Genomic DNA, 24,268 nt, shown 5'->3' with positions numbered 1-24,268 from the left:
AATATAGTGAATAAAAATTAGCTCAAATAAGGAATAGGGCAAATGCACTACACAACAAGTAAAAAACAAGGCTTATTTTCGTTGTCTGCCGTAGCAATAGCACTGACCACTTCGATGTCAGCGTTTGCGGCTCCACCAATGGGATTTGATGAATCTAAGTTACCGACGAAGTACATCGTCAAATTCAAAGAAGATGCAGTCAGCCGTTCTTCAATGGGTGGTAACTCATTCTGGGGGCCACGAATCGCGCAGGAGTCTGTTCTAGAACAGGTGAAGGCACGTAAGGTGGAAAAACTGGGTAATCGCGCCATTTACAGCGTTGAATTGGATGGCGATGACTTAGAGCCGCTTCGCAATCGTAGTGATGTGGAATACGTGGAAGTCGATCCACCTCGCTATTTGCTCAGCGAAACGACCCCATGGGGATATGAAGCGGTTAATGCTCAACTGCTAGCTGACTTCAATGCGGGTAATCGCACTGTATGTATTATCGATTCAGGGTACGACATTTCGCACAACGACCTAAGCGGTAACCGCGTTGCTGGTACTAACGATAGTGGTACGGGATCATGGAGTGATCCGGGTAACAACAATGCCCACGGTACTCACGTCGCGGGTACGATTGCTGCGATTGCCAACACCGAAGGTGTAAAGGGTGTGATGCCAAACCAGAATGTTAATTTGCACATCGTGAAAGTATTTAACGAATCGGGTTGGGGTTACTCATCTGGGCTTGTTAAAGCAATCCAGACCTGTGCCGATAATGGTGCTAACGTTGTGAACATGAGCCTTGGTGGTAGTCAATCAAGCCGAACTGAGCAAAATGCACTGCAAAATATTTACGATCAAGGCGTTCTATTGATCGCCGCTGCGGGTAATGATGGCAATACAGCGCACAGCTATCCAGCTTCTTATGACTCAGTGATGTCTGTTGCGGCTGTTGATAATCAAAATGATCATGCGGCGTTCTCACAATCTACTAATCAAGTTGAGATCTCAGGCCCGGGTGTGGCGATCTTATCAACGGTTACGGTAGGTGAAGGTAAACTTTCTGATATTACCTTGAATGGTGTAAGTCAGTTTGATCGTGGGATTGTTCCTCACAATCGTTTGATCAATAACGGTTCTTCGTATGTTCCGGATCCAATCGCGGGTTCAGTAACGGCAACGCTAGATAGCTGTGATGTATCTGGCGGTAACTTTAACTGTGGTGATATGTCGGGCAAAATTTGTTTGACTGAGCGCATTGGCAACCAGTCTTCAGGAAACTACCCTGAAGTGGATGCGGTTCAGGCTTGTTACAATGCGGGTGCGCGAGCTGCAATCGTATACAGCAACTCTGAACTACCTGGTTTACAAAACCCATTCTTGGTAGACACAAACAACGCTTATCGTATGGTTTCGGTAACGGTTGATCGTGCATTTGGTCAAGAGCTGTTGGGGTATGTTGGTCAGGAAATTACTGTTGCAACAACCTCTGGTGAAGATTACGAGTACTACAATGGTACATCAATGGCGACACCGCACGTAACGGGCGTAGCTGGCTTGGTGTGGAGTTACCACCCAACCTGTACCGCAGCGCAAGTACGTAATGCCCTAGTGAAAACTGCAACAGATATTGATGTTGCTGGTCGAGACAACCGTACGGGCCACGGCCTAGTTAATGCTGAAGCGGCGAAGCTGTTCTTGGACGCTGGCTGTAATGGACCTGATGGTGGTAGCTCTTCGGACTCTAGCTTCTCAAATACCAGCCCTGTTGCGATTCCAGATAATAAATCTTCTGGCGCAATCAGTGCAGTAGAAGTCGATCGCTCTGGTGATTCAGGCACAGTAAGTATTGACGTTGATATTAGCCACACTTACATCGGTGATCTACGAGTGACTTTAACGTCACCGACTGGTGGAGAAGTTGTACTTCACAATAATACTGGCGGCAGCGCTAACGATATAAAAAACACGTTCCAAGCGGATTTTTCTGGTTTTGAATCGCAAGGTACATGGGAACTAAAAGCGGTGGACAGTGCCAGAAGAGACACAGGCACCATCAACAGTTGGACTCTGACCTTTCAATAAGGAGTGGCTATGAAGAAGTTGACCTTACTTTCTTTGTCTGCGGTAGGCGCTACCGCACTATTGGCAATCGGACTGAGCTCAAGCAGCTTGGCAAACAATCAAGGATTTCCTCTCGTGGATGAACGCCAAGATCAAGCCGAGCAGCAACCTGCACGTTACTTTGTTAAGTATCATGAAGGAAAAGAGAGCGAAGTGAGAGCGCTTCTTCGTCAGCACAACATTGAAGTGGTCGATGCTCTGGTGAAACAACATGTGTTGATTGTGGTGGGTGAACAGGCGGAAGTCGATAAGCTCGCGGATCACGATGCGGTCGAATACACTGAGCAAGAGCCGACAAGAAAGCTGCTATCTAACGGAAATACGCTTCAATAAGCCAAACCTCCTTAAGATAGTGCCAAAAAGAAAAACGCCCCTCACGTGAGGGGCGTTTGTTTTCTTTCTACGATTGTTTTCTATGATTATTTTTTATGACTGGTTTCTTCTAAAGCCAGTCGTTTGCTATGACGAGATATTCTTGAAGATTGATGCCGATGAGCCTATTCGCGCATCAATCAAGTCAGTTATCAGCTAGTTATATTCAGACTAACTACTTAGCGAACAATCAGACCCAGTAGGATACCAACAGCGCCGAAGTCTGCGTCACTAAAGGTCGTGTTAGCAAAGCCTAGGTCACCCAGTACTGGCATTAGGAATACTGGTAGGAAGGTAATCAGTAGACCTTGTGCAAAAGCACCCAAGATTGCACCGCGACGACCACCTGTAGCGTTACCAAATACACCTGCCGCTGCACCTACAAAGAAGTGTGGAACGACACCAGGGATAATCACAGTAAGCCCCATCACGTAAAGTAGGAACATACCCAAAAGACCCGCCGCAAAGCTCGATAGGAAGCCAACCAATACTGCGTTTGGTGCGTATGGGAATACAACCGGACAATCAAGCGCAGGTTTCGCGTTTGGTACTAGTTTGTCTGAGATGCCTTTAAACGCCGGAACGATTTCTGCGATAACCATACGTACACCTTGAAGGATAACGTACACACCACCGGCGAATGTGATGGATTGCATCAGCGCGAACATGAACCAGTGCTTACCACCGCTAACTTCGCGTACAAAGTCACCGCCAGCAAAGATACACGTCACCATAAAGATGATGCCCATGGTGAACGAGATTGCTACAGGCGTATCACGTAGGAACAACAAGCTCTTAGGTACGTTCATCTCTTCAGTAGAGTGTTCTTTGTTACCGAACTTGCTGCCAATAAAGCCCGCTAGTACGTAAGAAAGGGTAGAGAAGTGACCAATCGCAACGTCGTCAGAACCTGTTACTTGCTTCATGTACTTGTGAGCAATCGCAGGGAAGAACACCATCACAGAGCCCACAACCAGAGAGCCAAGCGCGATCAGTGGAACACCTTTCATGCCGCTAGAAGCAAGGATCGCCGCTACCATCATCGACATAAATAGCGTGTGGTGACCTGTTAGGAAGATGAATTTCCATGGCGTGAAGCGAGCGATCAAGATGTTCACTAACATACCGAAGAACATGATCATCGCCATCTCTTTACCAAACGCTTCTTGCGCGATAGAGACGATAGCTTCGTTGTTTGGAACCACGCCAGTGATGCCGAACGCGTGTTGGAAAATCGTCGCAAAGTCACCCAGAGAAGTTACAACCAGACCCGCACCCGCGCCAAGCACAATGAAACCAAGAATGGTTTTTACCGTGCCTTTAATGCACTCGGTGACCGGTTTTTTCTGGGCAATTAAGCCGATTAGGGCGATAAGACCTACCAGAACCGCTGGCTCTGATAGGACATCGTTCATTAAGAAACTGAAAAATTCCATAACGCCACCTTATAGAGCGCCAAGCTCTTGAAGTGCTACAGATAGACGCTCTTTCATTGCCACTTTGTCGACCATGTTATCAAGCGCAACGATGCGTGGTTCAACGCCAAGTGCGTTCAACTGTTCAACGATGTCGTTAGTACCGATGAATATGTCGCAATCCGTACCTTTTGCAGAACCTAGATCGATATGATCCACTTCTGCGTTTACATTCAATTCTTTCACGATGCCTTTGATGCTCATTTCCATCATTAGGCTAGTACCAAGACCGTGACCGCAAACAACCATAATTTTCATAATTCAGACCTTTTCTTTTTATAGGGGTGTATGCCCATTTTTTAAGGGCACATCAGGAGTTAGTATTTTTCGATGATCGCGAGAACATCTTGTGTGTTTTGAGCGGTGCAGATGGCTTCTACATGCTCTTCATTCATAAACAACTCAGCCAGTTTAGAAATCGCATCCACGTGCGAGTTACTGTCTGTCGCGGCTAGCGTAACCAGCATTTTCACTGGGTCGTTACCTTCAGAATCGAAGTTCACGCCGTTTTGAATCACTGTGATGGCAAGAGACAAACGGTTAACGCCATCTTCAGGGCGAGCGTGTGGCATTGCCATACCAGGACCTACCACGTAGTAAGGACCGAGCTCTTCGTGTGAGCGGTAAATAGCGTCCACGTAGCTTGGCTCAATCGCGCCATTTTCAATCAGTGCTTCACAGGATTTACTCACCGCATCTTTCCAGTCAGTAGCATCAGAATGGATGCGAATCACATCAGAGGTAATCAGTTCACGTAGCATTGGATCTTTCCGGTTTGTTGTTTTGTTGATGGGTACTTTATCGATCAATTTGTCAGAAAAACCTGAGAATGATCACAAATGGTAGCGCTATCTGATAGCGCTATCATAAATTGTGATAGCGCTACCATTTTTATCAGTCATCCGAGTTTCATATGCTTGTGATCGACTTCTAATGCGCTAATATCAAAACCACTAAAACGCTGTGGTAAGATGTCGCGGCAGAAAATAGAGAACACTAAATAAAAACAATGAGCGAACCTCGCAAACGAAGAAGTACTGGCAATGTCACCTTGGCGGACGTCGCTAAAAAAGCCGGCGTAGGCACCATGACGGTGTCGAGAGCATTACGAACGCCCGAGCTAGTATCTGACAAGCTGAGAGAAAAGATTCAACAAGTGGTTGATGAGCTCGGCTATATCCCGAATAAAGCGGCAGGGGCTTTGGCGTCTGCTGAAAGTTACTCCATCGCTCTTATCATTCCTTCCCTGTTTGAAAAAGCGTGCGCGCTTTTCTTACCGAGCTTTCAACAAGCGTTGAACAAAGCGGGTTATCAGTTGCTGCTTGGCTACAGTGATTACTCGGTAGAGCAAGAAGAGAAACTGCTTTCGACATTTCTTGAGAGCCGCCCAGCGGGAGTGGTGTTGTTTGGTAATGAACACAGCCAGCGAACCAATCAGCTTTTGGAAGCCTCGAACACGCCAGTATTGGAAATTGCAGAGTTAAGTTCGAAAGCCAGTTATCTCAATATCGGCGTTGACCATTTTGAGGTGGGTAAAGCCTGTACCAAGCATGTGATTGAACAAGGCTTCAAGAACGTGGGCTTCATTGGTGCGCGTGGCGATCACTCCACTTTGCAACGTAAGCTACACGGCTGGCAAAGCGCGATGATTGAGAACTATCTTACGCCGGATCATTTCTTAACCACGCACGAAGCACCATCTTCACAATTGGGTGCGGAAGGGTTGGCAAAGCTATTGCTGCGCGATTCAAGTTTGAATGCTTTGGTATGTAGCCATGAAGAGATTGCGATTGGCGCGTTGTTTGAGTGTCACCGCCGAGTGCTGAAAGTCCCGACCGACATTGCGATTATCTGTTTGGAAGGTTCTTCCATGGGTGAGCACGCCTATCCAAGTTTGACCTGTGCGGAATTCGACTACGAACGCATGGGGACGAAAGCTGCAGACAAGTTACTGCAAGCCATTAAAGGTGAGCCTGTAGAGCATGCAACGGATATGGGCTTTAAGCTAAAACGCCGAGCGAGTACTGCGATCAACTAACCTCATTTGGTTAGAAACTAATACGTGATACAAAAAACCTCTCGATGTTGAGAGGTTTTTTTATGCGTGAGAATAGTGACTGTCGGCTAAGGACGCTCACCTGCTGCTAGGCGACGTTCGATATCTGCAACCACTTCTGGGAAGTCAGCAATGGTGTCAATTAGGTAATGCGGCGAGCTCTTGAGCAATTTTGCACGTGCTTTTTCACGAGCAGCATTAAGTGTTGCTCCGTCCGCAGCTTGGTATTCTTCAAACGTTAGACCTGCTTCGTTACCAGAAAGCAGCAAGCCAACGGTCCACATACCGGCGTTGTGACCTTCGTCGATACCCGGTGCGGCGTCATCCACTTTGATACACGCATTAACGTCGGTAACATTCAGCTCAATCACGTTTTTCAGTGCCATAAATGGTGCAGGGCGACCACCTTGCGGTAGGTCATCCGTTGCTACTACGTAATCTGGCTTGTAACCGTAATCCGCTGCAACTGGAATCAATACGTCCATCACTTCGCGAGGGTAACCAGAACAAGAACCGATCTTGATACCTTTGTCTTTCAGACCATTCACAACTTCAATTGCATTGAGAATTGGCTCTGCATGGTCCGCCACTTTTGCTTTTTGCAAAGGCATAAATGCTGCGTAGATTGCATCGATGTCTTCGCTGGTCATTGAGCGACCAAATTTCTCATTCCAACGCTTATCAACCGCAGGGATACGACCCACAGCTTGGATGTGATCCCACTTACCAAGGCCCATTGGTTCGCGCGCTTCTTCTAGGTCGATTTCAAAGTCAAAGCCTTGTTTGAACGCTTCCACAAAGATGCTGGTTGGTGCAAAAGAGCCGAAATCGACGATAGTGCCAGCCCAGTCAAAGATCACTGCTTGAATTGGTGAGTTGCTCATGTTCAATCCTTTTTCTTGCTTGCCAGAGCGCTGCCTACACGTTGGAACCGCGCTCTGGATAAATTGGTTTTTGTTGAGGTCTATCGACCCTAAATGTAGTTAAAGTCTTTACACACTTTGGCGATGGCTTCTTCGAAGATCGCCAACGCTTCTGTCAGTTGTTCGCGAGTGATGATCAGCGGTGGGCTGAGTTGAATCACATTGCCTTGCGATACCTTGAAGCTCACGCCGTTATTGAGGCATTGGTACAGCACGGCTTCTGCTTCGTCATAGGCGCGCGCTTTGCTTTCGTGGTCAGTGACCAACTCAATACCCCATAACATGCCGATGCCACGCACATCACCAATCACTGGGTACTTAGCTTTCATCTCTAGCAGCTTTTCACGCATGAACTGGCTGTCAGCTTTGGCTTTATCTAGCAAGCCGTCTTGCTCAATAGCTTCCATGGTTGCCAGTGCTGCAGCACAACCGATAGGGCTTTTCTCATGAGTGTAATGGCCCATGGAGATTTGCTCGGCGGTGTTGTATTTGTCTTTGGTTACCATGGCTGCGATAGGCACTAAGCCACCACCCAAACCTTTACCGATGCAGAGCATATCTGGCTCGATGTCGTAGGCTTGGTAGGTAAACCATTCACCGCTGCGACCCATGCCATTCGGGATGTCGTCGATGATCAACATGACATTGTGTTTGTCACAGATTTCTCGAATGCGTTTCCAGTAGGCTTTGCTCGGCACTTGTACGTCGGTATTACGAACTGCTTCTGCGATAAACGCGCCCACGCCGCCTTCTTTCTCAATCACGTATTCGAGGTAATCGGCGTAATGCACATCGCTGCCGTCCGCGACTGGGAAAGCACCACGGTAAGATACGGCTGGTGGGATGCGCTCAACACCTGCCATTAATGGTCCCATACCTTGGCGGAAACACGCTTCGCCGCCCACTGAGATGGCATCCAACGATGCGCCGTGGAAGGAATCCCACAGAGACACCACCTTGTAGTTGCCCGTGATGTGGCGCGCTAGTTTAAGTGCCATGCCAACCGCAGATGTGCCACCCGGAGCAAACAGCACGCGGTTCAATTCGCCGCCACAGATTTGGGTGAGCTTTTCGGCACATTCAATTGCGGTCTCGTTGGTAAAACGACGTGGTGAAAACGGCAGTTTGGCAATTTGCTCTTGCACACGTTTAATCACATGCGGATGACCATAGCCCAACTGGTGGACGTTATTGCCATGGAAATCCATGTACTTTTTGCCGGTAGCATCTTGGATGTAGATGCCTTTTGCTGCTTCCAAGGTATCTAAGCAAGGCGTTGACATGGCTTGGTGAAGAAAGACCTCCGAATCACGCTTCAATAATGCTTGCGTGCGTTCGTCATCCATCGATGCATTCCAAGCTTGGCGCGCTGGCGTCGTGTTGACATCGCCTTCGCTACGGAAATGGGTCGGTTTGATATTCTGAGTCATAACGCTCTCTCAATCAGAAGGCTGCTTTACGCAACTTGCCAGTACATTGCTTTTTCAATCGCACCGATTAAGCGCTCGATATCTGCTGGGTAAACTTCGCCAATGTTGCCGATACGGAAGCAATCTGCGTTCGATACCTTACCCGGATAAATCACAAAACCTTGCTCTTTCAAACGTGTGTAGAACGCTTTGAATTGGTAATCACTGTGCGTCGGAGAGTAGAAAGAAGTGATGATTGGCGAGTGAAGGTCATCACTCAGTAGTGGCTCAAACCCCAAAGAGCGCATACCTGCAACCAGTGTTTTCTGGTTAGTTTGGTAACGGTTATGACGAGCCTCAATGCCGCCTTCTTGTTCCAGTTCTAACAATGCTTGATAGAAAGCGCGAACCGTGTGCGTTGGAGACGTAAAACGCCATTTACCGTGGTTCACTTCCATGCAGTGCCACTGGTCGTAAAGATCAAGGCTCAAAGAACGTGCCTGACCTTGGCACTTTTCTAGCTCAGTTTGTTTCGCAATCACAAAGCCAAAGCCCGGAACACCTTGAATACATTTGTTTGCAGAGCTGATCATAAAATCGATGCCTAATTCTGCAATATCGATAGGAATGCCACCAAAGCTCGACATGGCATCGAGAATCACGACTTTACCGTGTGCTTTTGCCGCAGAAGCAAATGCCTCAATTGGGTTAAGCATGCCAGTGGTTGTCTCGCAGTGAACAATCGCCACGTGTGTGATTGTAGGATCCGATGCCAATGCAGTTTCAACCTCGTTCAAGTGTGGCTGTGATGTTTCGCCTGGGGAAACTACATGGCATGGAATATTTAGGTAATCAGCGATCTGAGCGATACGCGCACCGTAAGCGCCGTTGTCGACAACCAACAATTTTCCATCTTTGCCAATGGCACTGCCAATCGTTGCTTCTACTGATGCGGTGCCGCTACCTTGCATTAGTACGCTGGTGTAGCCGTCTTGCTCCGTCGCCAGTTTCACAAGCTTAGTGCGGATCACTTCTACGATGTCTTTGTTGTATTCGTCATCCCAAGTACACCAGTCTTTTAGCATGGCTTCACGTACCGTTTCAGAAGTAGATAGAGGACCTGGAGTCAGTAGTAGGTATTCGTTTTTCATCTCGATTTCCATCAGAATAGGCTAATTGGTCTACACCAAATTTCGAGTTAACTCTAGCGAGGAAGAAAAGGGCAGTAAATAGGCGAATGTCCAATTTCATAAAACTTTAATATCCAGAAAATGGCGGATCAATTGAACGATTATTCATCGCAAATTTTCGTAAAACTGCCATTTAATGGTCATGATTTCGTCACAAAGGCTCAGTAGGGTGTATATCGTCAACTGGTACAGACCAAATGAAAACTTTGCCAAATTAACTGGAGAAAATGATGAAAAACCGTTTGATGAAAGGATCGCTGGCTGCACTTGTCTCTCTGCTAGCTACGAATGCAATGGCAGCACAGGAAGTCACGGTTTACACCGCTTTCGAAACTGACATTCTTGCTAAATACAAGTCTGCGTTTGAGAAAGATAACCCAGATATCAAGATTAAGTGGGTTCGTGATTCAACAGGTATCATGACGGCGAAATTGCTGGCAGAAAAGAATAACCCTCAAGCAGAAGTGGTTTGGGGTCTGGCTGGCTCGTCAATGGCACTGCTTAAAGATGAAGGTCTTCTTAAGCCTTACACACCAAAAGGTTTGGAAGAGCTGCATGCGAACCTAAACGACCCTCAATCAAACCAAGCTTGGTTCGGTAACGATGCGTTCTTTAACGCAGTTTGTTTCAACGAAGCGGTTGCGAAACAACTTAACCTACCGAAACCAACGTCCTGGGAAGACCTAACAAAGCCGGTTTACAAAGGTCACATTGCAATGCCTAACCCAGCGTCTTCAGGCACTGGCTACATGCAGGTTTCTGCGTGGCTACAAAACATGGGTGAAGATCAGGCATGGAACTACATGCGTGACCTAGACAAGAACATTGCACACTACACGCACTCTGGCTCTAAGCCATGTGTTCAAGCGGGCATGGGTGAAGTGGCTATCGGTATTTCGATGGCAAGCCGCGGCGCGAAGTTGAAAACACAAGGCGCGCCACTAGCGGTGATCACACCAAAAGGCATCGGTTGGGAATCAGAAGCCGTTGGTCTAGTAAAAGAGTCGGATGCAGCGAAACGTGTTGTCGACTGGTCAATCTCTAAAGCGGCAAACGAGCTTTACGTAGAAATGTATCCGGTGGTTGCACATAAAGAAGTGAAAGCGACTGTGTCTAACTTCCCTAATGTTCAAGAGAACATGGCGAAGATGGACTTCGCGCAAATGGGCAGTAAGCGTGCAGAGATTCTAGCAGCATGGTCTGAGAAGTTCGATGCGAAATCAGAGCCAAAATCTTAATTGAATTTGCTTTGAGTTGAATGCTGAAATCCACCTCGGTTGAGGTGGATTTTTTGTTTTCTCTGTTATTTCAGAGTTTGCTGCAAGTAGATTCCTAGTCTCACCTAGGTTCGCTGGAATGACGGACTTAAGGAAGTTGGGAGCTTCTATCCGCACTTACCACGTCATTCTCTAGAGCGACGAAGGAGTGAGTCGGGAATCTCTAATTGCCACTTAAACAAACCTCATCGCCCTTCATCTATTTGTCATCTTCTGGCTATAAATTTGTCATTGGAACGTAACACTCCAAAACTAAAGTTGGTATATACCATTTGGAGCGTGTGTTATGTCAACTAACCAACATTACCTAAATATCGAAAATGTAGTGAAGCAATTCGGACAGTTCACTGCATTAAAGAAAATCTCGCTAGCGATTGAAAAGGGCGAGTTTGTTTGTTTTCTTGGCCCTTCTGGCTGCGGTAAAACCACTCTGCTACGTGCTATTGCAGGTTTAGACCTACCAACATCTGGTGCGATTTTTCAAAACGGTCAAGAGACCACATTCCTACCACCAGAGAAGCGCGATTTCGGCATCGTATTCCAATCTTACGCGCTGTTTCCGAACCTAACTGTGCAAGAGAACATTGCGGTGGGTTTGAAGAACCAAGGTATGTCGACCAAAGAAGCGTTAGAGAAAGTAGATTACTGGCTAGAAACCATTGGTCTTCCAACCTCTGGCGAGAAATTCCCTAACCAACTTTCTGGTGGTCAGCAGCAGCGTGTTGCTTTGGCTCGTGCATTGGCGCTATCTCCGGGTCTACTGCTACTTGATGAGCCGCTGTCAGCGCTGGATGCAAAAGTACGTGTTCACTTACGTGATGAGATTTGCAAGCTGCAACGTAAGCTGGGCATCACCACCATCATGGTTACGCACGATCAGGACGAAGCATTGTCGATGGCGGATCGCATTGTGGTGATGAACCATGGCGTGATTGAGCAAGTCGGTACACCTCAAGAGATCTACCAACAACCAGCAACGCGCTTTGTTGCTGAGTTTGTCGGCAGCATGAACTTTATTGAAACCTCAGCCGCAACAGACTCCCAAGTACGGATTGCCGAAACCCTGATGTCAGCGCCAAGCTTGACCAATCGTAAGATTCAACGTGGTGACCGCTTCGACCTTGCGGTGCGTCCTGAAAGCATCAAGTTCGTTGAAAACTACAATAACTCTTTACCTGTGCGAGTTACCGCTACCGAGTTTTTGGGGGCGTTTTTCCGCATTGATTGCGTATTGCAAAACGACAGTTCAACGAAAACCATCGTCGTGGATGTGCCTGTGGAAACGGTTCAAAAACTCAATATCAAAGCGGGCGATGTACGTTACATCCAGTTTGCTGAAGAAGGGCTGCATGGTTACGCCGTGCCCTCGGTTGATAAAGCGCTAGCAGCGTAGGTGTAAACATGGATGCGAAGACAATGACGATGAATAGCCTAACCACGCAAGACAAAGCAAAATCTTTGCTCGGACGTGTCAGCCGCGACAACCTTGTGTTGTTTGGTTTGCTCGCTGGTTTGTCGACCATGATGGTACTGTTCATCTTAATGCCGCTTTGGGCAATGTTGACCAAGAGTGTGCAAAATGCCAATGGCGAATTTGTCGGATTGGCAAACTTTGCGACGTACTTTTCCTCTTCAAGCTTGTGGGTGTCGGTGGGCAACACCTTCACTTTGGGCGTGATTGTCACCTCGGTAGTGGGTGTGCTTGCGTTCGGTTATGCCTACGCGCTGACTCGCTCATGCATGCCGTTTAAAGGTTTGTTCCAAATCCTAGGTACTGCGCCGATTCTCGCGCCTTCGTTGTTGCCGGCGATCAGTTTGATCTTCCTTTTCGGTAATCAAGGCATTGCCAAAGAGATGCTGTTAGGAAACTCGATTTATGGCGTGATTGGTATCTCGATGGGTTTGATCTTCTGGACCTTCCCTCATGCATTGATGATTTTGACCACTTCGCTGCGCACTTCAGATGCCCGTTTGTATGAAGCAGCCCGCGCACTTAAAACTTCACCAATCAAAACCTTCTTTATGGTGACGTTACCTGCAGCGAAATACGGTTTGATCAGTACGCTTATCGTCGTCTTTACGTTAGTTATTACGGACTTTGGTGTGCCGAAAGTGATTGGTGGCAGCTACAACGTTCTGGCGACTGATATCTTCAAGCAAGTTGTGGGACAGCAAAACTTTGCCATGGGGGCGGTGACCAGCATCATGCTTTTATTCCCAGCGGTAATGGCATTTGGTGCAGACCGCTGGGTACAGAAAAAGCAAAAGAGCTTATTTGACACACGCTCGGTGCCTTATCAGCCAGAACCTAACAAAGCGCGCGACAGCATTTGTTTGGTTTACTGCAGCATCATTTCTATCGCAGTGTTGGCTGTGCTTGGCATGGCGGTGTATGGCTCGTTAGTTACGTTCTGGCCTTGGAACAAAGCTCTAACGTTAAACAACTACAACTTTGCTGAAATGAGCACCTACGGTTGGAGCCCATTCTTCAACTCGCTAACGCTGGCAGGTTGGACAGCGGTTATTGGTACAGCCATCATCTTTGTCGGTGCTTACTGCATTGAGAAAGGGCGTGCGTTTGGTCCAATTCGTCAAGTGATGCAAATGCTCAGCGTGGTGCCAATGGCGGTTCCGGGTATGGTGCTTGGCTTGGGTTACATCTTTTACTTCAATGAAGCTAACAATCCTCTGAATGTGCTTTATGGCACCATGGCATTCTTGGTGATTAACACGGTAGTGCATTACTACACCGTGGGTCACATGACCGCCCTGACAGCGCTAAAGCAGTTGCCATCGGAGATTGAAGCCACGGCGGCATCGGTGAAGCTTCCTCAATACAAGTTGTTCTTTAAAGTGACATTACCTGTGTGCTTACCTGCGATTTTGGACATTGCGACTTACTTGTTTGTTAATGCATTGACCACCACTTCTGCGGTAGTATTCCTTTACTCAACCGATACGATTCCGGCTTCGGTCTCGATTCTGAATATGGACGATGCAGGTCAAACTGGCGCTGCAGCAGCGATGGCTGTGATGATCATGATGGCTGCCGCAATTGCGAAGATTGTTCAGATGACTTTGGGTAAATTGTTAGAGAATCGCACACAAGCTTGGCGCAAAAGATAAGGACACTTCGTGCAATACGTAAAAATTAAAGATTCGATTGTTGAACAGATTGAAGCGGGCATGCTATCGCCGCGTCAAAAACTGCCAGCAGAGCGTAAGTTGGCGGAGTCGTTCGATACTACACGCGTCACTCTGCGTGAAGCTTTATCACTGCTGGAAGCAGAAGGTCGAATCTATCGCGAAGATCGCCGAGGTTGGTTTATCTCACCCGAGCCATTGCGTTACGACCCAACCCAAACGCTAAATTTCCCGAACATGGCTAAAGCGCAAAATCGCGTGCCAAAAACGGAGTTGGTCGCAGCAAAAGGAACCTTGGCAAACAAACAAGCTGCGCGCTTGTTGGACTTGCAGCCTTTCTCGGACGTGTATCGAGTCGACCGTGTGCGATACCTTGAAGATAGACCTGTAGTATTCGTAACAAACTATATTCGCCCAGAGCTGTTTCCGAATCTGCTGGACTATGATTTGTCAAACTCACTGACGGACATTTACCGCGAGCATTATGGCGTGACGTATCAAAAGATTCGCTACCGCATTTCAACGAGCACTTTGTTGGGTGAAATGGCTCAGGCACTGCGCGCGACAGCTGGCACTCCCGCGATGGTGGTGGAGCGCATCAACTATAACCAGCACGGTGAGTTGATTGATTGCGATATCGAGTATTGGCGACACGATGCCATCAGCATTGAATCTCTGGCGGAACTCAATCGTTAAGTGGATTTTCTCATCATCTAAGGCTCCATCTCGGGGCCTTTATTTTATTCAGACAGGAACATTGAAATGGATTTGTTGGCGATTGGTCTCGTCGTTTTTTCTGCTGTTCTTCATGCGGGCTGGAATATCCTTGGAAAAAGCAACTCTGGGTCAGGGCTCGCGTTTACTATGGCGGCCAGCTTTTCTGCATGTTTCATTCTTACCCCTTATTTGATTTGGTATTTGGCGACCATTGGCTGGACATCATTGCCGAGTGAATTTTGGGGATTGCTGTTCATTAGCGGCATTTCACAAATGGTCTATCTGGTCGGTTTGATTGTCGCTTACAAGCACGCAGACGTGGGCGTGGTTTATCCGATTGCTCGGGCACTGCCTGTGATGATGGTCGGCGCAATCAGTGTGGCATTGGGGCATGAATTATCCAGTCAGCAGTGGCTTGGATTCTTGCTGATTACCCTTGGTTGTATGCTGGTACCACTGACGAACTTTCGTCAAATGACGTTGAGTTCTTATTTGAATGTCGGTGTGTTCTGGGCATTGATCGCCGCAATAGGCACAACGGGTTACTCGGTGGTCGACAAAGAAGCGCTGAGTTTACTCACAGGACAAGCATCAGAGATCTTGAATGATCAGTACAGTGCAATCTTCTACTTGGGCGTGCAGTTTTGGGCAATTGGTATTCCTGCCCTTGTGTGGTGCTTAGTTACGGACAAGCCAGATGAGATTAAGACAGCGTGGCAGATCCGCAAAACAGCCAGCATGGCAGGGGTAATGATGGCATCCACCTACGGCTTGGTGCTGTTTGCGATGACCATGACCGACAACGTGAGTTTGGTCGTAGCACTAAGGCAAATCAGCATTGTGTTTGGATTGTTTATGGGGATTTGGTTTCTGTCTGAGAAATGGTATCTCACCCGAGGGCTTGGCGTTACTTCTATCGTGGCGGGGATCATTCTCGCGCTTGCGTATTGACCTATATTCACGAAAAAAGGCAGCGAATGAGCCTCTCGCTGCCTTTTGTATTAACTTGTAAGCCTTGTTTAAAAACGCAGTTGCGCACCAAACATCACGCCGCTAGAGTCAAAATCGCTGTTTTTTGAGTACACATATTCTGCATTCAAACCAAAGTGTTTATAGCTCCAGCCGATACCGCCAGCCGCTTCACCTCCGACACTTGAGTGTTCGATGTTCTTGCTCTGACCATTCACTTTATAAGTGTATTCGAGAGTGTAGAGAGTGACACCTGCCTTGCCGTACAGTTCGAAACCTGAACCCAGAGGATAGCTAGCATAGCCACTCAAGCGAGGTCCGGAGAAGCTCGTATCGGTGACTTCTGAAATCGGACTCACGAGTATCGAGCCGATACCGTCAAACGCGCCTTTATAACCTGCTTCGATACCAAAGTTATGTGTTGGCATGTAGCGGTAATATATTTCACCTAAGAACATGTCGCCTGATTCTTTGCTTGTCGGAGCATCGTAGTTCACATCGCCATAGCCAATGTTTGTACCTATGATGTGCTCACTGGTTTCTGCATTGGCTGACAAAGAAAAAGCCGACAGCACTAAAGCAGTAATGAATGAATAACGCATGAACGTTTCTCCTTAGCTTTTAGCTTGCTCGCCTTTTAATATTTGTTCGAAAGTGATCTTGGTGTTGTCTAGCCATTCATAACGGCGACGATACATCGAACGCTTAGAGCGCGACATGCCTTCGATATCTCGACGGGGTGCATTTACATCAATTGAGTAAAAATGACGATTGTATTCGGTGCCGCCCAATTCTTGCCAGAGTACATCGTAATCCGTTTTGATTCGCCCTTTGCTGTAGCGCTTAGCTGCGTAAGTATGGGACTGCGTTTTCACTGCTAGAATCGTGTTCACTTCCCAAATTTGTGCGAGCAAAGTGAGCAAGCTCACCATCAAGCTTTTTGGTCTCTGTCCGTAAAGCTTACGAGTTAGCTTTTTAATTTTCGCGTTGTTTTCTTCACTGCTTCGCGGTCCTTGTAAGCCGCCAATCATAATGCTGCGTCCAGATTCGATGTGACCTAGCGTAAAAGAGAGCGTGTAGAAGTTGCCATCTTCAGCGCTGTGCAGCACCAGGCTCATGTCGCCTTCTTTTTGATAACGTGCTTCGTATACTAATCTCACCGAGTACAGTATTTCGTCAATTTCAAAAGAGGCTAATGTTAGGCCTTTCGAGTCTGTGTAGATTTCTTCGATTGTTTGTTTAGAAAACAGTTCTGAAATCGTTTTATAGTGATCAACCACCAAGTTAGAACGATCGAACGCTGAGTTGTTTTTGATGATATACGGACGAAACGGCTTCTCTAAAAATCGATGCGTACGTGTACACAGCAACTCTAACAATGACGATTCAATATTGTCTGAAAGGTGCTTAAACGCACGTTTGTAATAAAGCGCACGTAAGATGAACTTAGCTCTGTAGGTCCAAATTGGCTTGTAGACATCAGCATAATCATCTGAGTAAATCGATTTGCTATGGTAAAAAATGGATTTGTTCGCGGTCATTTTCACTCCAGATTAACTTGTGCTCAATAGCGACAATTAAGAACCGACGGACGAGCAGCGAAGAACCCGAAAAGGAGGAATGCAAAGCACGACTGAAAAGAGGTGGTTTTTGCTGTGTCCGACGTTTTTGTAAGGTTTTGAACACTGTTCTTTTGCTGGAATTCTAAGAGAAAATTGACCTTAGGTATTGTATGGTTTGGTAAGGAAATGTCAGGTTGAAACCCATTGTTCAAAAGAAAGAAAATGCGAATGTCGGCTGAATATGACGTTGAGTTGCTAAGTTAATGTGAAATAAGTTGAACGAAAATTGAACATTATTTGAAATTGTTTTGACGTGTTTTAGGTCTTTATACGTACCTTATAAGTATCGAGCCAATTTTGGCCCGATGTAAAGGTAAGTAAGGAGAGGTTTATGAAACGCTTAACAACTTTAGCAAGTACGATTGCTCTGATTGCTGCACCTTCTATGGCTCTTGCTGGTGGTTATCAGTGGACAAACGATACCGAAACTATCCATGGCGACGTAATGGATAGCAAACAAGCGGCTTATGAAATGGGCCGAGACATGATCCAAAGCTACCAAAATAAATCATCTGGACAACTCCGTGATGAGTTTACGAGCCTTACAACGTATGTTGATCGCCAATCGTTTTCTATCACTGACTCAAAAGTCATGGTAAATGAGTTCTTGCAAAGTGACGGGCAAGTTGTTTACCAGCCTATTCTCAATGTTCAATACGAGTACCGCATGCGTGATACCGGTAAATACTAACCAGTAAGACGGACTCGAATAGTTTACCACTAATATTTTTTGCTGTTTGTTTTGGGGAGCCACGAGCTCCCCATTTTGTTTTTGTCGAAAGCGAAAATTTTCACACTCTCAGTGCAACATTTTCTATCGCTCAGGGTTAGATTTTCTTGCTCGTTGATTGTCATCATCGTTTGTAAAGTGTTTGCGGAAATGGATGTAACGCACTAACGAGGATACCCGATGACACATCATTCATATTGGTTCAAGCAGGCAATTGAAGCTGAGCAACCAGAAACGCCACAACCGTTACAGCAGAACATTAATACTGACGTTGCGATTGTTGGTGGCGGATACACCGGACTTTGGACCGCGATTATGATTAAGCAGCAATCTCCGGAAAAACAGGTGGTTGTTATCGAAAAGGGCTTATGTGGTAGTGGTGCATCGGGCGCAAACGGCGGTTGTATGCTGACTTGGTCTACCAAGTTTCCGACATTGAAACGGTTATTCGGTGAAGAACATGCTGCTTGGTTAGTAAAAGAGTCGGAACAAGCAGTGCTAGAGATTGACGACTTTTGTCAGCAGCACAACATCGATGCGCACTTATCGTTGAAAGGGGTTTATTACACTGCAACCAATCAGGCTCAAACTGGGGGAATGCAGCCAGTTGTGGACGAGTTAAAGCGATTAGAAGTGAACAGTTGGCGTCGTTGCTCGGTGGAGGAACTGCGTGCCAATGCGGGTTCACCTCGACATATAGAAGGCTATCACTCTCCGGTTGCTGCCAGCGTTCAACCTGCATTATTAGTGAGGGGGTTACGCCGTGTTGCTATTGATCTGGGTGTAGAAGTTTATGAGAACACGCCGATGACGCGTCTAGATTATGGAAAACCTGCCACTGTCTGTACACCTAAAGGAAATGTTCAAGCGCAGCAGGTGGTATTGGCATTAAATGCATGGATGGTGGAGCAGTTTAAACAGTTCAAAAACAGTATCGTGGTGGTCTCTTCCGACATGGTGATCACCAAGCCGCTTGGTGACGCACTACCTCTATCTGGTTGGCAGGCAGGTTCTAGTGTGTTGGATTCTCGTATTTTTGTGCACTATTACCGAGATACGCCAGATGGCCGTTTGATGTTGGGGAAAGGCGGCAATCAGTTTTCTTTCAATAACCAAGTTGACGCAATGTTTAACAAGCCAACACGCTACCAAGGTCTACTGCGCAAGTCGTTCGATAAGTTGTTTCCTCATTTGAGAGGAGAGGAGTTTGCTTATTCATGGACGGGGGGCTCTGATCGTTCTGCTACTGGTTTCCCTTTTTTCGGCGAGCTAGATAAACAGAGCAATATCTTTTACGGATTTGGTTATTCAGGCAATGGTGTAGCGCAGACTCGAATGGGCGGAAAGATCTTATCTTCATTGATATTGGGAATCGATAACGAGTGGACGAACAGTGGTTTAGCCAAAGGACCGTTGGGGTATTTCCCGCCAGAGCCATTCCGTTGGACGGGAGCAATGATGGTACGCAACGCGGTACGTCGCAAAGAGGAAGCAGAAGATAACGAGCAGACGCCATTCATCTGGGATAAGTGGCTAGCAAAACTCGCGGGACCAGCAGGCAAAGCGGATAAGCTTGACTAAACTGAAGACTTTAGCCACAAACGAGACAGTTTGCAGTGAAAGTCATTGGGGCGCGATGAAGCCTTGTGTTAGCCTCTGTCTTTCAAGCTCAGATTTAAAAGGTGAGTCATAAAATGAAAGTATTCAGCAACTTCGATAGCGGCAGCATTCACGTAGTGAAAGCGGACGACAAAAACGACATCCAACTCAAAATTCCTAACGACAATATGTCGGAATTCTACCAGTGGTTCCACTTCCGTCTTGAGACAGAAGCCGAGCAATCACACACCATCAAATTGCTTGATTTGGCTAAATCGGCTTATCCAGAAGGATGGCAAGGTTACGATGTGGTTGCGTCTTACGATCGTGAAGAATGGTTCCGAGTACCGGCAGAGTTCGATGGCGACACGCTGACTTTCACTGTAATCCCTGAGCGCAGCTCAATTTACTTCGCGTACTTTGCGCCATACACGTACGATCGTCATTTAGACTTGTTACACATGGCACAAAGCGCGCACCACTGCCAACTTGAAACACTAGGCCACACATTAGACGGCAACGACATGAGCTTGCTTACTTTCGGTGAGCCAGAAGAAGGCAAAAAGAAAATCTGGATGATTGCACGTCAGCACCCAGGTGAGACAATGGCGGAATGGTTCATGGAAGGTATGATCCAACGTCTGTTAGATGAAAACGACACGGTTGCGCGTGCATTGCTTGAAAAAGCGGTGCTTTACGTCGTACCAAATATGAACCCAGACGGTGGTATTCGCGGTCACTTGCGTACCAACGCAGTAGGCGTAAACCTAAATCGTGAATGGCAAACGCCATCAATGGAAAAGAGCCCAGAAGTCTACCTTGTGCGTCAGCGCATGCTGGAAACGGGTGTTGACATGTTTTTAGATATCCATGGCGATGAAGCGATTCCTTATAACTTCGTCGCTGGCTCAGAAGGTATTCCTTCTTACGATGAAAATCTTGCCGCTTTAGAGGCATCATTTAAGCAAGCGTTATTGACTATTACGCCAGAGTTCCAAGATGAGATTGGTTACGATAAAGATGAGCCTGGTAAAGCGAATTTGACTGTGGGTTCAAATTGGGTTGCAGAGCAGTTCAAATGCTTGTCTTACACAATCGAAATGCCATTTAAAGATAACAACAATCACCCAGATCCACTTTATGGTTGGTCTCCTGAGCGTAGTGTCTTGTTTGGGCAAGATGTATTAGCTGCAACGTTAACCGTAGCGGATAAAATTTAGCTCGACGAGTTAACGCTTTTTCATTATTTCGAAAACAGCTCATTTAAATGAGCTGTTTTTTTGTGCTCTCCAGCTCCACGCTCCCCTGTAAAAATTTGTTGCCATTCACAAGCTTAAATGATGATTCTTAAATTTGAGAAAGTGGCTTTTTATGGTGATTTGTGTCACAGAAAGTTGGCTTCTTTGTGATATTCTCCGCAACGAATTGACTATGGCTAAACCAACGCAACGAACTTTATTTTTCGGTTGGGTATGCGGATGAAGCTCATGAATAGATGGTCTTGAGGTTACCTTTTTCCGTTTTACGTCATTGGCGTTTGAATATCATTTTTGATTCTTTCCTACGCTATTTAGCTATTTCTATTCGAAGAAAAGAGAAAGTTACGGCTTCATATTTTACGGCAGTATGCTGCCGCGGTGTGTTGCTTTGTGTACAAGAAAAAGGAAAAGAATAATGAAAAAAATCGCTATAGCAGTGGCTACTGTACTTGCTGGTGGTGTGATCTCAAACGTTGCACTTGCTGACACTTACATGGGCGGTAAAGTAGGTTACAACTCTCTAAACGATGCGTGTTACCTAAACGAACCTTGTGACGACGACAGTTTTGCAGCATCTATGCACTTAGGCTACAGCTTCAACAAGTACGTTGCAGCAGAGTATGGTGTTGATTACCTTGGTGACTTCACTGCAAACTTCAAAAAGCCTGGCCTAAACACCGTTGATGGTGATCTTTGGGCGTTGACGCTTGCTCCTAAATTTAACCTACCGCTAACGGATTCTTGGAATCTATTCGCGAAAGTTGGTGCTGCATACATGATGGCTGGTGACGAGAAAGATTTCGTACCAACTGGCTCTCTGGGTGCTGAATACCAAATCAACTACAACTGGAGCCTACGTGCTGAATACCAACGCTACCAAGATATGTCTGATGATGTAATTGAAGACATGGATTCAGATTTCTTCGGTATCGGTTTCAACTACAAGTTTGGCTCTGAGCCTGTCGTTCAAGAAAAAGCCGTTGAAGAGGTGGTAGAAGCACGTCCTGCAACACGCATTGTAGATCACGTTTACCCTGCTCAAACAACAGCGACAGTACAATTCGACTTAGAAAGTGCAGAAGTGAAAGACGCGTCGAACCTTTCTGGTACCGTTGATTTGATGAATACTTACCCACAAGCTCAAGTTGAGATCACGGGTTACAGCGATACGACAGGTTCTGCTGCTTACAACAAGCAACTCACAGAAAAACGTGCGCAAGCCGTTGCTGACGAGTTCCAAGCAAAAGGTATTGCGGCTGAGCGTATGACAGTGAAAGGCATGGGTGAAGCTAACCCAGTGGCAAGCAACGAGACACGTCAAGGTCGTCAAATGAACCGTCGTGTTGAAGTGGTTGTTCCTGCGTTTGAATACCAAACAACTGAAAAAGCAGAATAATTCCTGCTTAAGATAAAGTTCCAAAAGCCAGCGTGTATCACGCTGGCTTTTTTGATCCCGCTTAACTAACTAAGTAGTTGTGTAGAAACATAGTTATATCGGGACGCTTTGACATGTGCTCAACATACGTAAACTCAGCACCTTCATCAATTTGTCATCACCAGTTCATAGCATGACAGCCAAGTGTTTGGGAGAATGATATGCAAAGTTTACCGCCGCTCAATTTGCTCCGAGCTTTTGAAGCCACGGCGCGACTACAGAGTTTTACAAAAGCCGCAGAGGAGCTAAATGTGACTCGTGCGGCCGTCAGCCAACAGGTGAAATCGCTAGAGTCACAGCTCAATGCGACGTTATTCGAGCGTAAGGGCACTCACCTTACGCTGACCTGCTCCGCACAAGAATACTGGCCTGTGGTTAATCATGTGCTTCAAACATTATCGACCACGACGCAGCATTTATTTACTCGTCCCAAGAATACGCAAGTTAACTTACATGTCGCTCACAGCTTTTGCTCTCAGTGGTTAATGCCAAGATTGGCTGATTTTCAGCGACAATTCCCAGACATTTCCTTTAAAGTCTCGACAACTGCTAATACAGTTCCAAACGCCAGTGCGATTGCGGATATCGAAATTATTAACGGAGATGGAGATTGGCAAGAGCAAGAAGCCATACGATTAACCCAAGAAAACTGGATTGTTGTCGCAAGCCCCGGCTTTATGCATTTAAACCCGATAAATGACCTCTCGCAGTTAGCTAAAGCGCCTAAAATCTGTACTAGTGGTTATCATGAATCTTGGCAAGAGTGGCTTTCACACCAAGGTTACCAAGGGAAGGTGAGCAAAGTCGTCGCCGAGTTTGAACACTCATTGCTTGCTATTCATGCTGCGATTAATCAACTTGGCGTGTTGCTGGTAAGAGACTTTCTTGTTGAGGATGAGCTGCAACAGGGCGTATTAGTCCAGGCTGGAAATTGGCATATGCCAAGTTCTGGTGCACATTATATGATGGTTCGAGCATCCGAAAAATCACACGTAAACACCTTTGCTCAATGGTTAATACAGAGTCTTTAATGTTCGTTCAGCGAGTGAGTAGAGCGCATGTGTGGTTTGGCTATTATTAGCAGTAGCAAGTCATCAGTCTAGGACTGAGCGACATGCTTAATGACATCTAATAACCACTGATTTACCGGAGCTTGCTGTTGAGAGCGACGACAGCTCATCACGTAGCGAACATCAAGCTCTAGCCCAGCAGGAAGCGCGATACTTCGGCAACCCTTAGGAACATGTCCACTCATCGTTATGCCAAAATGATTCGTTTGCAGAAGCACTTTTTGAATCATCGCTGGGTGCTCAATTTCCACTTTAGGTGTGGTTCTAAAACCCATATGTTTGAGCCTTTCCAACACAGGGTATCGGTAGTCGTTCCATCCCGGCGTTTTAAAAAGTATAAAAGGGTATTCTTCTAGCTCTTGGGAGTTTTGAGCGGGATGATCTTGTCGAACAAAAAATACCGCTTTTCCTCGCCCCAGTTCGGTCTGAACAATTGACTGTGGCAGATCTTCATCAAAGTAATGAATCGCAATGGCGTTTTCACCGTCAATTAATCGTTTTTTTGCTTCGCTACCCCAGCGCAAACATGAGAATTTTGCTTCTGGAGCGTGCTTTAGTAACTCCAAGTAAAACTTGTCACCGAAGTACTCCCAAAACAATGTGTTGGCATAAATAGTGATTGAGCCGTCAAAATGAGCTGGTGAAAAATGCTGTGGTTTGATGGAATCAATACTGTTGATTATTTGCTCAAAATGCGCAATGTTCGCTTCCACAAAAGCTGTTGGTTCAAAGCCATTTTTGGTCTGAACGAATAGCGGATCATTGAGCTGAGTTTTCATCTTTGTCAGATTTTTGCTGATTGCTCCTGACGTTTTACCGAGTGATTCTGCGACTAACCGGACGTTACGTAACTCATACATCCGTTTTAATACCAAAATATTTTGAATATCCAGATTAACGCTCATACAT

The 24,268-nt window shown here is 46.4% G+C and carries 22 protein-coding genes; 13 read left to right on the top strand and 9 right to left on the bottom strand.

Annotation, left to right across the window (positions count from 1 at the left end; all coding sequences use genetic code 11):
- The first annotated feature begins 42 nt into the window (after window positions 1-42).
- Both CAG68_RS21620 and CAG68_RS21615 read left to right on the top strand, forming a co-directional pair.
- Window positions 43-2,073, top strand: coding sequence for a S8 family serine peptidase (locus tag CAG68_RS21620; RefSeq protein ID WP_025768035.1), 2,031 nt, complete (start codon window positions 43-45; stop codon window positions 2,071-2,073).
- Window positions 2,074-2,082: 9 nt separating this feature from the next.
- Window positions 2,083-2,445 (top strand): hypothetical protein, encoded by a 363-nt coding sequence (locus CAG68_RS21615; RefSeq protein WP_005384348.1) that lies wholly within the window; start codon window positions 2,083-2,085, stop codon window positions 2,443-2,445.
- A gap of 218 nt (window positions 2,446-2,663) precedes the next feature.
- Here CAG68_RS21615 and CAG68_RS21610 read toward each other — a convergent pair whose 3' ends face one another.
- Genes CAG68_RS21610 through CAG68_RS21600 form a run of 3 tightly spaced genes read right to left on the bottom strand, consistent with a single transcriptional unit; the run spans window position 2,664 to window position 4,720 of the window.
- On the bottom strand, window positions 2,664-3,920 hold the full coding sequence (locus CAG68_RS21610) for a PTS ascorbate transporter subunit IIC (protein WP_005384349.1): 1,257 nt from the start codon (window positions 3,918-3,920) through the stop codon (window positions 2,664-2,666).
- A 9-nt stretch (window positions 3,921-3,929) separates the two neighbouring features.
- Window positions 3,930-4,217, bottom strand: a complete 288-nt coding sequence (locus CAG68_RS21605) for a PTS sugar transporter subunit IIB (RefSeq protein ID WP_005374080.1) — start codon at window positions 4,215-4,217, stop codon at window positions 3,930-3,932.
- Between the two features lie 59 nt (window positions 4,218-4,276).
- Window positions 4,277-4,720 carry a PTS sugar transporter subunit IIA gene (locus CAG68_RS21600; RefSeq protein ID WP_005384357.1) on the bottom strand — a complete coding sequence of 148 codons (444 nt, stop codon included), beginning with the start codon at window positions 4,718-4,720 and terminating at the stop codon, window positions 4,277-4,279.
- A gap of 248 nt (window positions 4,721-4,968) precedes the next feature.
- Between CAG68_RS21600 and CAG68_RS21595 the strand changes: the two genes are divergently transcribed.
- Window positions 4,969-5,997 carry a LacI family DNA-binding transcriptional regulator gene (locus CAG68_RS21595; protein WP_054579223.1) on the top strand — a complete coding sequence of 343 codons (1,029 nt, stop codon included), beginning with the start codon at window positions 4,969-4,971 and terminating at the stop codon, window positions 5,995-5,997.
- Between the two features lie 86 nt (window positions 5,998-6,083).
- Here CAG68_RS21595 and phnX read toward each other — a convergent pair whose 3' ends face one another.
- The 3 genes from phnX to phnW form a co-directional block, all read right to left on the bottom strand.
- Window positions 6,084-6,899: a phosphonoacetaldehyde hydrolase gene (gene phnX / locus CAG68_RS21590; protein WP_047516258.1), complete on the bottom strand. Its 816-nt coding sequence runs from the start codon at window positions 6,897-6,899 to the stop codon at window positions 6,084-6,086.
- A gap of 89 nt (window positions 6,900-6,988) precedes the next feature.
- Window positions 6,989-8,368, bottom strand: coding sequence for an aspartate aminotransferase family protein (locus tag CAG68_RS21585; protein ID WP_161441644.1), 1,380 nt, complete (start codon window positions 8,366-8,368; stop codon window positions 6,989-6,991).
- 26 nt (window positions 8,369-8,394) lie between these two features.
- Entirely contained in the window at window positions 8,395-9,498 is a 1,104-nt protein-coding gene (gene phnW, locus CAG68_RS21580) for a 2-aminoethylphosphonate--pyruvate transaminase (protein WP_033006696.1), read from the bottom strand.
- 266 nt (window positions 9,499-9,764) lie between these two features.
- Between phnW and CAG68_RS21575 the strand changes: the two genes are divergently transcribed.
- The 5 genes from CAG68_RS21575 (at window position 9,765) to CAG68_RS21555 (ending at window position 15,626) form a co-directional block, all read left to right on the top strand.
- Window positions 9,765-10,775, top strand: coding sequence for a putative 2-aminoethylphosphonate ABC transporter substrate-binding protein (locus tag CAG68_RS21575; RefSeq protein ID WP_005384363.1), 1,011 nt, complete (start codon window positions 9,765-9,767; stop codon window positions 10,773-10,775).
- A gap of 325 nt (window positions 10,776-11,100) precedes the next feature.
- Window positions 11,101-12,207, top strand: a complete 1,107-nt coding sequence (locus CAG68_RS21570; RefSeq protein WP_161441643.1) for a putative 2-aminoethylphosphonate ABC transporter ATP-binding protein — start codon at window positions 11,101-11,103, stop codon at window positions 12,205-12,207.
- Between the two features lie 8 nt (window positions 12,208-12,215).
- A complete protein-coding gene (locus CAG68_RS21565; RefSeq protein WP_161441642.1) occupies window positions 12,216-13,940 on the top strand; it encodes a putative 2-aminoethylphosphonate ABC transporter permease subunit in 1,725 nt (574 codons plus the stop codon).
- Between the two features lie 9 nt (window positions 13,941-13,949).
- Window positions 13,950-14,654 carry a phosphonate utilization transcriptional regulator PhnR gene (gene phnR / locus CAG68_RS21560; RefSeq protein WP_005374048.1) on the top strand — a complete coding sequence of 235 codons (705 nt, stop codon included), beginning with the start codon at window positions 13,950-13,952 and terminating at the stop codon, window positions 14,652-14,654.
- Between the two features lie 66 nt (window positions 14,655-14,720).
- Entirely contained in the window at window positions 14,721-15,626 is a 906-nt protein-coding gene (locus tag CAG68_RS21555) for an EamA family transporter (protein WP_025768027.1), read from the top strand.
- Window positions 15,627-15,694: 68 nt separating this feature from the next.
- On the opposite strand, the gene CAG68_RS21550 is transcribed toward CAG68_RS21555, so the two are convergent.
- Window positions 15,695-16,246, bottom strand: coding sequence for an outer membrane beta-barrel protein (locus tag CAG68_RS21550; protein ID WP_005374044.1), 552 nt, complete (start codon window positions 16,244-16,246; stop codon window positions 15,695-15,697).
- Between the two features lie 12 nt (window positions 16,247-16,258).
- Complete coding sequence (locus CAG68_RS21545; protein WP_161441641.1) at window positions 16,259-17,185, bottom strand: DUF535 family protein; 927 nt, start codon at window positions 17,183-17,185, stop codon at window positions 16,259-16,261.
- Between the two features lie 412 nt (window positions 17,186-17,597).
- On the opposite strand from CAG68_RS21545, the gene CAG68_RS21540 reads away from it, so the two are divergent.
- From CAG68_RS21540 to CAG68_RS21520, 5 genes are all read left to right on the top strand, one after another.
- Window positions 17,598-17,957 carry a DUF3316 domain-containing protein gene (locus CAG68_RS21540; protein WP_017819758.1) on the top strand — a complete coding sequence of 120 codons (360 nt, stop codon included), beginning with the start codon at window positions 17,598-17,600 and terminating at the stop codon, window positions 17,955-17,957.
- A 219-nt stretch (window positions 17,958-18,176) separates the two neighbouring features.
- On the top strand, window positions 18,177-19,577 hold the full coding sequence (locus CAG68_RS21535) for an FAD-dependent oxidoreductase (RefSeq protein ID WP_161441640.1): 1,401 nt from the start codon (window positions 18,177-18,179) through the stop codon (window positions 19,575-19,577).
- A gap of 113 nt (window positions 19,578-19,690) precedes the next feature.
- Window positions 19,691-20,815 carry a M14 family metallopeptidase gene (locus tag CAG68_RS21530; protein WP_161441639.1) on the top strand — a complete coding sequence of 375 codons (1,125 nt, stop codon included), beginning with the start codon at window positions 19,691-19,693 and terminating at the stop codon, window positions 20,813-20,815.
- A 454-nt stretch (window positions 20,816-21,269) separates the two neighbouring features.
- Window positions 21,270-22,250, top strand: a complete 981-nt coding sequence (locus tag CAG68_RS21525) for an outer membrane beta-barrel protein (protein WP_161441638.1) — start codon at window positions 21,270-21,272, stop codon at window positions 22,248-22,250.
- Between the two features lie 200 nt (window positions 22,251-22,450).
- A complete protein-coding gene (locus tag CAG68_RS21520) occupies window positions 22,451-23,320 on the top strand; it encodes a LysR substrate-binding domain-containing protein (RefSeq protein ID WP_161441637.1) in 870 nt (289 codons plus the stop codon).
- Window positions 23,321-23,388: 68 nt separating this feature from the next.
- On the opposite strand, the gene CAG68_RS21515 is transcribed toward CAG68_RS21520, so the two are convergent.
- Window positions 23,389-24,264 (bottom strand): LysR family transcriptional regulator, encoded by an 876-nt coding sequence (locus tag CAG68_RS21515; protein WP_047102796.1) that lies wholly within the window; start codon window positions 24,262-24,264, stop codon window positions 23,389-23,391.
- Window positions 24,265-24,268 lie beyond the last annotated feature (4 nt).

The sequence above is a fragment of the Vibrio sp. V42_P2S4T144 genome (assembly GCF_009904715.1).
Classification (GTDB): domain Bacteria; phylum Pseudomonadota; class Gammaproteobacteria; order Enterobacterales; family Vibrionaceae; genus Vibrio; species Vibrio alginolyticus.
This window is presented reverse-complemented; position numbering and strand designations above follow the sequence as displayed.

Bases quoted from the DNA above. Each gene is read 5' to 3' on its own strand.
- CAG68_RS21620 (WP_025768035.1), top strand. From the start codon at position 43: ATGCACTACACAACAAGTAAAAAACAAGGCTTATTTTCGTTGTCTGCC.
- CAG68_RS21615 (WP_005384348.1), top strand. From the start codon at position 2,083: ATGAAGAAGTTGACCTTACTTTCTTTGTCTGCGGTAGGCGCTACCGCA.
- CAG68_RS21610 (WP_005384349.1), bottom strand. From the start codon at position 3,920: ATGGAATTTTTCAGTTTCTTAATGAACGATGTCCTATCAGAGCCAGCG.
- CAG68_RS21605 (WP_005374080.1), bottom strand. From the start codon at position 4,217: ATGAAAATTATGGTTGTTTGCGGTCACGGTCTTGGTACTAGCCTAATG.
- CAG68_RS21600 (WP_005384357.1), bottom strand. From the start codon at position 4,720: ATGCTACGTGAACTGATTACCTCTGATGTGATTCGCATCCATTCTGAT.
- CAG68_RS21595 (WP_054579223.1), top strand. From the start codon at position 4,969: ATGAGCGAACCTCGCAAACGAAGAAGTACTGGCAATGTCACCTTGGCG.
- phnX (WP_047516258.1), bottom strand. From the start codon at position 6,899: ATGAGCAACTCACCAATTCAAGCAGTGATCTTTGACTGGGCTGGCACT.
- CAG68_RS21585 (WP_161441644.1), bottom strand. From the start codon at position 8,368: ATGACTCAGAATATCAAACCGACCCATTTCCGTAGCGAAGGCGATGTC.
- phnW (WP_033006696.1), bottom strand. From the start codon at position 9,498: ATGAAAAACGAATACCTACTACTGACTCCAGGTCCTCTATCTACTTCT.
- CAG68_RS21575 (WP_005384363.1), top strand. From the start codon at position 9,765: ATGATGAAAAACCGTTTGATGAAAGGATCGCTGGCTGCACTTGTCTCT.
- CAG68_RS21570 (WP_161441643.1), top strand. From the start codon at position 11,101: ATGTCAACTAACCAACATTACCTAAATATCGAAAATGTAGTGAAGCAA.
- CAG68_RS21565 (WP_161441642.1), top strand. From the start codon at position 12,216: ATGGATGCGAAGACAATGACGATGAATAGCCTAACCACGCAAGACAAA.
- CAG68_RS21555 (WP_025768027.1), top strand. From the start codon at position 14,721: ATGGATTTGTTGGCGATTGGTCTCGTCGTTTTTTCTGCTGTTCTTCAT.
- CAG68_RS21550 (WP_005374044.1), bottom strand. From the start codon at position 16,246: ATGCGTTATTCATTCATTACTGCTTTAGTGCTGTCGGCTTTTTCTTTG.
- CAG68_RS21545 (WP_161441641.1), bottom strand. From the start codon at position 17,185: ATGACCGCGAACAAATCCATTTTTTACCATAGCAAATCGATTTACTCA.
- CAG68_RS21540 (WP_017819758.1), top strand. From the start codon at position 17,598: ATGAAACGCTTAACAACTTTAGCAAGTACGATTGCTCTGATTGCTGCA.
- CAG68_RS21535 (WP_161441640.1), top strand. From the start codon at position 18,177: ATGACACATCATTCATATTGGTTCAAGCAGGCAATTGAAGCTGAGCAA.
- CAG68_RS21530 (WP_161441639.1), top strand. From the start codon at position 19,691: ATGAAAGTATTCAGCAACTTCGATAGCGGCAGCATTCACGTAGTGAAA.
- CAG68_RS21525 (WP_161441638.1), top strand. From the start codon at position 21,270: ATGAAAAAAATCGCTATAGCAGTGGCTACTGTACTTGCTGGTGGTGTG.
- CAG68_RS21520 (WP_161441637.1), top strand. From the start codon at position 22,451: ATGCAAAGTTTACCGCCGCTCAATTTGCTCCGAGCTTTTGAAGCCACG.
- CAG68_RS21515 (WP_047102796.1), bottom strand. From the start codon at position 24,264: ATGAGCGTTAATCTGGATATTCAAAATATTTTGGTATTAAAACGGATG.